Annotated in this window: 10 protein-coding genes; all 10 read left to right on the top strand. The window is 46.6% G+C overall.

Annotated features, from left to right (window positions below; all coding sequences use genetic code 11):
* The first annotated feature begins 25 nt into the window (after positions 1 to 25).
* Entirely contained in the window at positions 26 to 1,183 is a 1,158-nt protein-coding gene (locus J6J34_RS00990) for a polysaccharide export protein (protein WP_301898345.1), read from the top strand.
* 191 nt (positions 1,184 to 1,374) lie between these two features.
* Positions 1,375 to 1,845: a low molecular weight protein-tyrosine-phosphatase gene (locus tag J6J34_RS00985; protein WP_301898344.1), complete on the top strand. Its 471-nt coding sequence runs from the start codon at positions 1,375 to 1,377 to the stop codon at positions 1,843 to 1,845.
* Entirely contained in the window at positions 1,827 to 4,058 is a 2,232-nt protein-coding gene (locus J6J34_RS00980) for a polysaccharide biosynthesis tyrosine autokinase (RefSeq protein WP_301898343.1), read from the top strand. The genes J6J34_RS00985 and J6J34_RS00980 overlap by 19 nt, the downstream gene beginning before the upstream one ends.
* Before the next feature lie 171 nt (positions 4,059 to 4,229).
* The gene (gene tviB / locus J6J34_RS00975; protein ID WP_301898342.1) at positions 4,230 to 5,504 is read left to right on the top strand and encodes a Vi polysaccharide biosynthesis UDP-N-acetylglucosamine C-6 dehydrogenase TviB; all 1,275 of its coding nucleotides are present in this window, start codon (positions 4,230 to 4,232) and stop codon (positions 5,502 to 5,504) included.
* Positions 5,505 to 5,564: 60 nt separating this feature from the next.
* Entirely contained in the window at positions 5,565 to 6,602 is a 1,038-nt protein-coding gene (locus J6J34_RS00970) for an NAD-dependent epimerase/dehydratase family protein (protein WP_301898538.1), read from the top strand.
* A gap of 69 nt (positions 6,603 to 6,671) precedes the next feature.
* Entirely contained in the window at positions 6,672 to 7,628 is a 957-nt protein-coding gene (locus tag J6J34_RS00965) for a Gfo/Idh/MocA family protein (protein WP_301898341.1), read from the top strand.
* Positions 7,625 to 8,221, top strand: coding sequence for an acyltransferase (locus J6J34_RS00960; protein ID WP_301898340.1), 597 nt, complete (start codon positions 7,625 to 7,627; stop codon positions 8,219 to 8,221). Before J6J34_RS00965 ends, J6J34_RS00960 begins: the two co-directional genes overlap by 4 nt.
* Complete coding sequence (locus J6J34_RS00955) at positions 8,221 to 9,303, top strand: DegT/DnrJ/EryC1/StrS family aminotransferase (protein WP_301898339.1); 1,083 nt, start codon at positions 8,221 to 8,223, stop codon at positions 9,301 to 9,303. Before J6J34_RS00960 ends, J6J34_RS00955 begins: the two co-directional genes overlap by 1 nt.
* A gap of 6 nt (positions 9,304 to 9,309) precedes the next feature.
* Positions 9,310 to 10,491, top strand: coding sequence for a glycosyltransferase (locus tag J6J34_RS00950; RefSeq protein WP_301898338.1), 1,182 nt, complete (start codon positions 9,310 to 9,312; stop codon positions 10,489 to 10,491).
* Positions 10,488 to 11,783, top strand: a complete 1,296-nt coding sequence (locus J6J34_RS00945; protein ID WP_335342623.1) for a flippase — start codon at positions 10,488 to 10,490, stop codon at positions 11,781 to 11,783. Before J6J34_RS00950 ends, J6J34_RS00945 begins: the two co-directional genes overlap by 4 nt.
* Positions 11,784 to 11,831: the final 48 nt, after the last annotated feature.

The following is an 11,831-nucleotide window of genomic DNA, read 5'->3' as shown; positions in this document are numbered from 1 at the left end:
CCAGATAAGTACCAAGGAACGCACCATGACAAGCATATTAAAACCACAAGTAATGGCAGTCACACTCCTCACCTTATTGCTAGGCGGCTGTTCGTTAGCGCCGGGCGGGCATATTCCTGATGACAGCAGCGGCGGCTTGTTTAGCGACGATAACCGCAATGCCTACGAGCAGGAATTTAGCGAAGCCGAGCTGATGAAACTGGTGGATTTGTATCAGATCTCACCGATGTTGCTGTCGGAATTAGCGCAAAAGCCATCTAAGCCGGCATTTAACAGTGCCCTAGAGCAAGCGCGCAGCAACTACGACTACACCGTAGGTCGTGGCGATATCCTCAATATTACCGTGTGGAACCACCCGGAACTGACGATTCCCGCAGGCTCGATGCGTAGCGCCGAAGAAGCCGGTAACTGGGTGCACAACGACGGTACTATTTTCTACCCGTACATTGGCGAAGTCGAAGTCGCTGGCATGAAGGTCACTGAAATCCGTGACATGATCACCCGCCGTCTGGCCAAATACATCGAAAGCCCACAGGTGGACGTGACGGTCGCAGCCTTTCGCAGCCAGCGCGTGTACGTAACAGGTGCAGTGAACCAGCCAGGCACAGTGCCTGTGACCAACGTGCCGATGACCTTGATTGAAGCGGTCAACGCAGCCGGTGGTTTAAGTGAAGCCGCCAACTGGAACCGGGTCACCTTAACCCGTGGCGATCGCAAATTAGACTTTAATCTGCGCGAGCTGTATCAGTCCGGCAATACCGACCAGAACATTCTGCTGCAAACCAATGATGTGGTGCATGTGGCGCGTAACGATGATAACAAGATTTTCGTATTAGGCGAGGTACGTGAGCCGAAGTCGTACATGATTGGTCAGTCGGGCATCACGCTTGCAGAAGCTTTAGCTGATGCTGGTGGCTGGCAAGAGCTTAGTGCTGATGTGTCAGGTATTTTCGTGATCCGTGGTGCAGAAGCTGATTCCGGCAAAATCGCCAAGGTGTATCAGCTCAACGCCGAAAACGCAGTCGCCCTGGTCATGGCCGAGCAGTTCGAGCTGCAGCAGCGTGACATCGTATACGTGACCGCTGCGCCAATCAGCCGTTGGAACCGTGTGATTAGCCAATTACTTCCGTCTGTGACAGGCCTATACAGTGTAGGACGCTTTAGCGACGAGATTTCGAATTAAAGGCAAGAGCGTTATTCGTTATTCGTACGCTGCGCTGTTCGTACGGTCGCTTCGCTCCCTGCTCGTGATTGGGTAGCCCGTAATTCTATTACGGGTCCAACCACCCGTTACCTCGGTGTGTGCTAAAACAACCATCGCGACACGTTAGAATTAAACCCGTAGTAGAACTACGGGCTACAAGTTAGGAAGCCATGTTTAACCGTATACTCGTGGTCTGCCTCGGCAACATCTGCCGCAGCCCCACTGCAAAATTTATATTGCAACAGACGCTGCCCGATAAACAGATCGACAGCGCCGGCATCACCGCCATGGTCGAAAAAGAAGGCGATCGCAAAGGCTGGGACATGGACGCCAAAGCGCGCGACATCGCCGCTAAAAACGGCCACCAGTTCGACGTCCACGAAGCCCAGCAACTGACCCGCGAGCTCATCAGTAACTACGACCTCATTCTGGTGATGGAAAACGAGCACCGCAGCCATATTGCCAAGCGCTACCCCGAAGCCCACGCCAAAACCATGCTGCTGGGGCATTGGCTCGACGCCCAGGGCGGAACTGGCAAAGGCAAAGAAATTCCCGATCCTTATCGTCGTAGCGACGATGTCTATCAACACGTTTTTGAACTTATCGAGAAGAGCTGTAACGAATGGAAAACAAGACTGTGAACACGAATAAACCCGACTTAGTCGCACAACGGCGCGGCGACGACGAGATTGATCTCGGTCGTCTTTTTGGCATGCTGATCGATCGCCGCTGGTTGATCATCGGCGTGACCTTCGTGTTTATGGTGTTCGGCGTGCTGTACGCAATGCTGAGCACGCCGGTCTATCAGGCCGATGCCTTGTTGCAGGTAGAAGAGAAATCGAGCGGCCTGCCAGCTTTAGGTGGTGAGTTTGGTGAGATGTTCACCAGCGAAAGCCAGGCGGCGACGGAAATCGAAATCATGAAATCGCGCATGGTGGTGGGTGCGGTGGTTGACCAGCTGAAGCTGACCAATCACGTGACGCCGGATTATATGCCGATCATCGGCGAATGGCTGGCCCGTCGTTCGCCAGGACAAGACGAAGTCAGCATCACCCAGTTTATGGTACCGCGTGGTTATGAAGGGCAGCCGTTGCAGCTGGAGTTTGCGGAGAACGGTCTTGGCTACGACGTACGTAATGAAGACGGTGATTTGCTGATTGCCGGTAAAGTCGGCCAGCTGGCGGTGCTTGATGGCTTTGAGCTAATGATTAACGATGTGGTGCTGACAGATACGGATACGTTTATTTTACGCAAGGCCAGCCGTTTGGGAGTGATCAAGTCGGTGCAAGGCGGTCTGTCGGTGAACGAACGGGGCAAGCAAACAGGTATTCTTAGTGTCAGTTTTCAGCACACAGACCGTGAATATGCTGAGACAGTACTCGATGCTGTTGCCCAGGAATACATGTTACAGAATATCCGCCGCAACGCCGCGGAAGCAGAGAACAGCTTACAGTTCATTGAACGTGAGATCCCGACCGTCAGAGCAAACCTGACTGCGGCAGAAAACAAGTTAAACACCTATCGCCTGCAAAGCCAGTCAGTGGATCTTTCCATCGAAACCGCCAGCCTGCTGGAGCGCGTGGTTGAAATCGAAAAGCGTCTGAACGAACTTGAGTTAAAAGAAAAAGAACTGTCGCGTTTGTATACGCGTGAGCATCCGACCTATCAGTCACTGCTTGAGCAAAAAGCACAGCTGCAACAAGAGCAAGAGCAAATCAACGAGCAGGTCGGCGATCTGCCGGAAACCCAGCAGGAAGTGCTGCGCTTAGCTCGGGACGTGGAAGTGTCACAGGAAATCTACGTGCAGCTACTTAACCGTATGCAGGAGCTGAACGTACTCAAAGCCGGTACCGTGGGCAACGTGCGTATTCTTGACGAAGCTGTGACGAATCCAACGCCGGTGGCACCGAAGAAGAGCCTGATTGTGGTGTTAGCGACCATGCTCGGCGGTATGGTGAGCGTTGGCTATGTGTTTTTAATGGCAGCGCTTAACCGTGGGGTGGAGTCGGCGGAGCAGCTGGAAGAGATTGGCGTAAACGTGTACGCATCCATTCCGCTGTCGCCGGTACAGAAAGATTTGAACTTTAAGCTGGGTAAACTGACCGCCAAAGAGTCGGTGAAACGTGACTTACCGTTTTTGGCACTGGAAGACCCTGCCGATTTAGCGATTGAAGCGCTACGCGGCCTACGCACCAGCTTGCATTTTGCCATGTTAGAAGCGCAGAACAAGGTCATTATGATTTCAGGGCCTGCTCCTGGTGTGGGTAAGAGCTTTGTCACCGCTAACTTAGCGGCAGTACTGGCGCAGGCCGGACAAAAAGTGCTGGTGATTGACGGCGATATCCGCCGCGGCTATCTGCACTTTCAGTTTGGTGTCGAGAATAACTACGGCTTGTCGGATTTCTTAGCGAGCGTGCAGAAAACCCAAGACGGCGGCGAGGTTGATAAAAATAACCTCTCGACCATTATTCATAAGACTCAAATCAACAACCTGCATTTTGTCGCGCGTGGTACCGCAGCACCGAATCCATCAGAGCTATTGATGCATCCGCGCATGGAAAAAATGCTGGATAAAGTTAACGAGTACTACGATTACGTGCTGATTGATACGCCACCTATTCTGGCCGTCACCGACGCCTCGATTGTGGGGCGTTATGCGGGAACGACACTGCTTGTCGCACGTTTCGGCGAAACCCCAGCGAAAGAAGTAGCCGCAACTGTTAAACGTTTTGATCAGAACGGGGTGACCGTGCGCGGTGTGATTCTGAACGGTGTTGAGCGCCGTGCCGGTGGTTACTACGGTTATGGCTATGGCTATCACTACGGCTACAGCTACAAATCTGATAATGCATGATTTGTAACCCGGCCTAATGGTAGCCCGTACTTCTAGTACGGGCCCAACCTTCCGCGGTAGCAATGTAAAAATAAACAACCAAACTTTCATACAGCGCCAACCAAAACCTCCAACAAGGCGCTGTATAAACCAAATTCTACGTCGTAAATCTCCAACCTGGATACTACCTTCATGGATCTGAATAACATTAAAATAGCCGTAATCGGTCTCGGTTACGTCGGCTTGCCTTTAGCTGTTGAATTCGGCAAGAAGTACCCTACTGTTGGGTTTGATATCAATCAAAAACGCGTCAATGAGCTTAATGAAGGCTATGACCACACCCTCGAAGTCGAACCCGAAGAGCTCAAACAAGCAACACAGCTTAGCTACAGCGCCGATGCGTCAGACTTAGAACAGGCAAACATTTACATCGTTACCGTACCAACGCCGATCAACAAATTTAAGCAGCCTGATCTGACGCCGCTTATCAAAGCTTCAGAAACTATTGGTAAAACGCTTAAAAAAGACGATATCGTTATCTATGAGTCGACAGTCTACCCAGGTGCGACAGAGGACGATTGTGTACCTATACTTGAGAGAGTCTCAGGGCTGAAATTCAATGAAGATTTCTACGCAGGTTATAGTCCGGAGCGCATTAACCCAGGTGACAAAGAACACCGGGTGACAACTATTCTTAAGGTGACCTCGGGCTCAACACCTGAAATCGCAGATTTTGTAGATAGCTTGTACGCATCAATTATTACCGCGGGCACCCACAAAGCACCAAGCATTAAAGTAGCTGAAGCAGCAAAAGTCATCGAAAACACCCAGCGCGATGTGAATATTGCGCTAATCAACGAATTAGCGATGATTTTCAATCGAATGAATATCGATACAGAGGCTGTGCTAAAAGCAGCTGGAACTAAATGGAACTTCTTACCGTTTCGCCCGGGACTTGTTGGCGGTCACTGCATAGGCGTTGATCCCTACTACCTGACACATAAAGCGGAATCCATTGGTTACCATCCGGAAATGATTCTGGCTGGGCGTCGAATTAACGACAACATGAGCCGCTATGTCGCGTCAGAGTTCGTTAAAGCATTGCTGCAGAAAGGCATTACGGTAAAAGGCGCACGCGTTTTGATTATGGGGCTAACCTTTAAAGAGAATTGCCCTGATATCCGTAACACCAAAGTGGTCGATATTATCTATGAATTAAGAGAATACGGTATAGATGTGGATGTATATGACCCATGGGTTGATACTGAAGAAGCGCAGCATGAATACGGTGTTACAACTGCCGCTCAGCTAGAGAAAGGCGTTTATGACGGGGTGGTCATCGCTGTTGCCCATAATCAGTTCAAGCAGATGGGTGTAAGTGGGTTAAAAGAAGTGACCAAACCAGAATATGTTGTTTACGATCTAAAATATATTTTACCCAATGGCACAGCCGATATCCGCCTGTAATGACATCAAATGATTAGCAGAAAGCAAAATAATGCTGAAATGGCAACCAGAAAAAATCGCATGACCAAATATGATGAAGTAAAACAACAACTCTTAACTGAACCGAAGGTATGGCTCATTACCGGTGTTGCAGGCTTTATCGGCTCGAATTTGCTTGAGGCACTGCTAAAGTTGAATCAGTATATTGTCGGACTTGATAATTTTTCTACTGGTTTTAAGCGTAATTTGGACGAGGTGAAAGAGAGCGTGAGCTCGGAACAGTGGCAGCGCTTCGAGTTCGTCGAAGGCGATATTTGTGACCTAGAAACCTGTAAAGTAGTTCTAGAGCACTCGTCTGAGGGTTATGTCAATTTTGTTCTTCATCAAGCTGCTTTAGGTTCAGTACCGCGGTCTATTGATGACCCGATAAATACTAACAAGAGCAACATTGATGGCTTCTTGAATATGTTAGTTGCTGCGAAAGATGCAGACGTTGATAGTTTTACTTATGCAGCAAGTAGCTCTACGTATGGTGACCACCCAGCATTGCCAAAAGTTGAAGAAAATATTGGTAATCCGCTTTCACCATATGCCGTTACTAAGTATGTCAACGAGTTATATGCCAATGTATTTGCGCGCGTTTATGGATTTAAAACCATTGGTTTAAGGTATTTTAATGTGTTCGGCCCTCGGCAAAATCCACATGGTGCCTATGCAGCTGTTATTCCCAAGTGGACGGCAGCAATGATAAAAGGTGAAGGAGTATTTATAAATGGTGATGGCGAAACCAGTCGTGATTTCTCCTACGTGGCGAACGCAGTTCAATTGAATGTCCTTGCTGCGACAGCGAAATTAGAAGCGAAGGATGAGGTCTATAATATGGCTTTAGGGGATCGCACGACACTCAATGAGTTATTGGAAGGAATTAGAAGTGCACTTCGGGAGAATAGGATTGACTACAGCGATAAGGCAGTATATCGAGACTTTCGTCCTGGCGATGTTCGTCACTCTCAAGCTGATATTTCAAAGGCGACAGAACAGCTCGGCTTTGTTCCTACTCATCGAATCTTAGAAGGTATATACGAGGCCATGCCTTGGTATGTAAGAAACATTTCTTAATGACTATTTGGTCTCAAACCGTCCACTTCCAGTCTAAATCTTTGTAATTAATTTCGTAGGATAGATTTAATGAAGAATTTCGCATTGATCGGTGCAGCTGGTTATATTGCGCCTAGACACATGAAAGCAATCAAAGACACCAACAATCAATTGATAGCAGCGTTAGACACAAATGACTCTGTGGGTATTATCGATAGTTACTTTCCAGATGCTGACTTTTTCACTGAGTTTGAAAGATTTGATCGACACATAGACAAATTGAGACGGGTCAATAAGGGGCGTGCGGTCGATTACGTTTCGATTTGTTCGCCAAACTATCTTCATGACTCTCATATGAGATTTGCTCTGCGCTCGGGCGCTGATGCTATTTGTGAAAAACCTTTAGTGTTAAACCCTTGGAATATAGATGGCCTAATTGAAATAGAAAGAGAGTCGGAGCGTAAGGTCAATACAATTCTGCAGCTCCGGCTTCACCCGTCGATTATTGCGTTAAGAAACAAAGTCACCAACAGTAGCCGAGGTAAAAAAATCGAAGTTGATTTAACCTATATTACCTCGAGAGGCCACTGGTATTTGCAATCTTGGAAAGGAGATGACAAGAAGTCAGGTGGTATTGCAACGAATATTGGTGTGCACTTTTATGACATGCTCCATTATGTATTTGGCAGGCTTCAAGAAAATAGAGTTCACCACTCGTCGGCTACAAAGGCAGCAGGTTATCTTGAATACGAGAATGCCCGGGTCCGCTGGTTTTTATCAATAGACTCAAACGATATTCCCCAAGACTTAAGAGCTTCAGGTCATCGAACATATCGCTCGATTATAGCGGATGGAGAGTCTGTTGAGTTTTCAGGTGGGTTCACGGATTTACATACGCAAAGTTATGATCAAATTCTTCAAGGTAATGGTTTTGGGTTAGAGGAAAACAGAGTAGCTATCGAGACAGTTGCTCATATCAGAACAGCAAAACTGACGCCCCTCGAAGGCGATTTCCACCCTTTTTTAAAAAGGGTACTAGAGCCATGAATTACTATAAACACGAATCAGCGATAGTCGACGAAGGCGCAGAAATAGGCGACGATAGTCGCGTATGGCATTTTGTTCACGTGTGCAGCGGTGCAAAAATCGGTAAAGGTGTATCGTTAGGTCAAAATGTTTTCGTCGGTAATAGCGTAGAGATCGGTGATCGCTGCAAAATCCAGAATAACGTATCTGTTTACGATAATGTTTATCTTGAGGAGGGAGTCTTCTGTGGTCCCAGTATGGTTTTTACCAATGTCTATAACCCACGCTCTCTAATAGAGCGTAAAGATCAGTACCTTGATACTCGAGTGAAGCGTGGCGCGACTTTGGGAGCTAATTGTACAATAGTTTGCGGAGTAACTATAGGGGAGTTCGCCTTTGTGGGAGCTGGTGCTTTAGTTAACAAAGATGTTTCTGACTATGCTCTGGTCGTCGGAGTTCCGGCAAAACAAATTGGTTGGATGAGTGAGTTTGGTGAGCAACTTGAACTGCCAGTTGCAGGACAAGGAGAAGCATTTTGTAAACGAACTGGCGATCGTTACACATTGGACGGCAATGAGTTAACACGCTCCGATTCGCAGGCAGGTGATAAATAATGGAGTTTATTGATTTAGCTGCTCAACAAGCGTTGATTAAAGATAAAATTGATGCTGCAATTCAGCGCGTCCTTGCACACGGAAAATATATTCTAGGTCCAGAAGTGCAAGAGCTTGAAGAGAGGCTAGCTGAGTACACGGGCGCAAAATATTGTATTGCTGTTGCTAATGGGACTGATGCACTGCAAATTGCGCAAATGAGCTTAGGAATAGGGCCCGGAGACGAAGTTATCACTCCGGGGTTCACCTATATCGCAACTGCAGAAACCGTCGCTCTGTTGGGAGCAAAACCCGTTTATGTCGATATCGATTCAAGAACTTATAATCTTGATCCTAATCTACTGGAAGCGGCGATAACACCCCGAACAAAAGCCATTATTCCTGTTAGCCTGTACGGACAGTGTGCTGATTTTGACGCTATCAATGAGATTGCAAATAAGCACGGTATCCCAGTTATTGAAGATGCGGCTCAGAGTTTCGGCGCGACCTATAAAGGTCGTAAGTCATGCAATTTGAGTACCATAGCTTGTACTAGTTTTTTCCCTAGTAAGCCCTTAGGTTGTTATGGTGATGGAGGGGCGATTTTTACGAACGATGACGAATTAGCTTTAGTAATGAGGCAGATCGCTAGGCATGGTCAGGATCGTCGCTATCATCATATTCGTGTGGGTGTGAATAGTCGTTTGGATACCTTTCAGGCCGCGATATTATTACCTAAGTTGGAGATATTTCCTAGGGAGATGAAATTGCGTCAGGAGATTGCAGAACAATATGATCAACTCTTGGTTAGTGATGCGAGGTTTCGAATTCCTTTCGTAGAGGCTCACAATTTTAGTGCCTGGGCACAGTATACGATAGAAGTTGAAAACCGCGAATATCTTCAACAGCAGTTAAAAGAAGAAGGAATTCCTAGTGCGGTACATTACCCAATCCCCTTGAACCAACAACCAGCCGTTATGGATTTAAATGCGGTTTTGCCTGCAGGCGATGCGATAGCAAAAAAAGTATTGAGTTTGCCCATGCATCCGTATTTATTAAAATCCAATCAGATTGCCACTGTAAAAGCGCTCAGGTTAGTTTAGATCGAGATGCATATTCTTCTTTTGCCTTCTTGGTATCCGAAAAGAGAAGGGGATGTAAGCGGTGTTTTTTTCCGTGACCAAGCCCTCGCATTATCTAGATATGGGCATACAGTAGGAGTTATTTCGCCGCAATTGAAATCACTAAAAGAATTGTTCAGGTTCGGAAGTGAGAAGACTTATCCCTATTTCGAAAATGATAGCAATTTGTTCACTTACAGAAAGAGAGTTCTAGCAGCGATCCCCAAGGTTCCTTATGGAAACTATTGGCTATTTACAAAGACAGCGCGAAAGCTAATGCGAGATTACGTTCGTGAACATGGTAAACCTGACGTTATTCACGCACATTCTCTAATACTAGGAGGAGCTGCTGCGGTCAGAATCGGGAATGAATGGCAAATTCCAGTTGTGTTGACTGAGCATAGTAGTGCTTTTGCTCGTAATATCTATATGAAATGGCAACTGAGTTTGGCGTCAAGATCTGCGAAGGCCTCTCAACTTTGTATTTCGGTCAGTCCGGCTTTGGGAGAGCTTCTTTCCGAAAAGTTACCGAATTTAGATCTAGCGTGGAAATGGATACCAAACGTTGTGGCTGATAGGTTTAGGAGCCGTTGCAGGCCGGATAATGATGCTCGACCTTTGATATTTTTAAACTTGGCATTGATGACAGAGAATAAAGGACAGAAGGATCTCATAAAAGCGTTTGAACAAGTTATAGAATCGGGGCTTGCAGCTGAACTCTGGTTCGCAGGGGATGGGCCGATTCGTTCTGAATTGAATAAGCTTGCACAAAACCTAAGTTTGGAACAAAAAATTAAATTTCTCGGCCTAGTTGAACCAGATAAAGTACCGGAGTTATTACAAATAGCTGATGTCATGGTGATATCTAGCCACTACGAAACCTTTGGAGTTGTTGCTGCAGAAGCTTTGATGGGGGGCTTGCCTGTTGTCGCCACTCGATGTGGCGGACCTGAGTGTATTGTTGGTGATGGAGATGGTATTTTGGTGCCACCTAATGACCCTAAAGCTTTGTCAAAAGGGATGCTGGAAGTTGGATGTAATATAAAAGGCTTTAGTTCCACGGAAATTGCGAATAGAGCGAAGCTTCGATTCTCTGGTCAAGCAGTCGCAGAGCAGTTAACAAAAGAATATGAACGAGTCCTCCTTGAATTTGGTGAGAATACTTTTTGAATAACGTCTTGGCACGAGTTAAATTAAGTATTTCCTCGTCCCCTATCAGACGAAACATCGGGATGACCCTGATCCGGCAACTGCTAGCAGCTTTTGCACAGTTCATGCTGGTTGTCCTTATTGCTCGAGAGCTAGGCCCTGAGGGGAATGGCTTCTATGCGATGGCGATCCTATTACCAACACTATTAGCAACTTTTCTTAACTTAGGAGTTGGACCCGCAACAGTCTATTTTGTGAGCCGGGGTGAACTCTCGGTACGGCACGCTCTAGCTGGTAATTTGAATATTGCATTGGTAATATCAGTCGTTGGGATCGGGGCGGGTTTAGTTACAATTGCGTTTTGGAGAGAGTCTATATTTCCAGGTGTTCCCAAAGCGTTGCTTTATCTCGGTTTAATAAGTTTTCCATTGACTTTACTAGTTGCCTATGTGAATACCATTCTTCAAGGACTTGAAAACTTTAAAGCTTTCAACCTAACGGTTTTAATACCTCCTTACGTTAATCTTTTCGGGGTAATTATAACAATTTACCTTCTTGATTTTGGCGTGGTTGGAGCAATGGTTGCTTACATCGCTGGACAGTTAGCCGGGTTGACTCTGGTGCTGACTTTGCTGAGAAATGATAGTAGTAAGTTTGATAATCAGCGGTTTGAGAAACTTTCTCTGGGAAGTTATAGCAGAAAAACGCTCAGTTATGGCTGGAAAGCGCATCTCTCGAATATATTATCATTCGTAAATTACCGTGCTGATATCTTTCTTGTAAATTTGTTTTTGACGCCGACATCTACAGGCTTATATGTAATAGCTGTGCAAATCGCAGAGAAACTTTGGATGCTTTCTCAGGCTGCTAGCACGGTCCTACTACCACGACTTTCAGCAATGCATAAAGCACCAGAGGCTAGATTAGCCCTAACTAACCGAGGTTTTTGGTTCGTGGCAGGGGTAACCACAATGGTCGGAATAATGGCGGCTGGCGCGTTATATTGGTTGATTAGCCCTCTATTTGGACATGAGTTTCAGGAATCCTGGCCGGTTTTCATATGGCTTTTGCCGGGAATAATAGCTGGTGCGGGTGAGCGCATTCAATCCAATTGTATCGCCGCGGCAGGAAAACCTGAGTGGAATATGTACGCGGCACTTGTGGTTGTTTCGATTAACATCGTTGGTAATCTAGCTCTTATTCCTGATTATGGCATGATTGGAGCTGCATCGGCCACAAGTCTAGCTTACGCAATCAGTGCCGCCCTCAAATTTTGGCTCATACGTAAAACCTTGAATATTGCATCCACATGATCATATCAAACGTTTTCAGATATCCGCTCTCAAAAAAATATAGGCATA

Source organism: Pseudidiomarina terrestris (genome assembly GCF_030466405.1).
Classification (GTDB): Bacteria; Pseudomonadota; Gammaproteobacteria; order Enterobacterales; family Alteromonadaceae; genus Pseudidiomarina; species Pseudidiomarina terrestris.
Note: the sequence above shows the minus strand (reverse complement) of the source record. Positions and strands in the feature narration are given on the sequence as shown.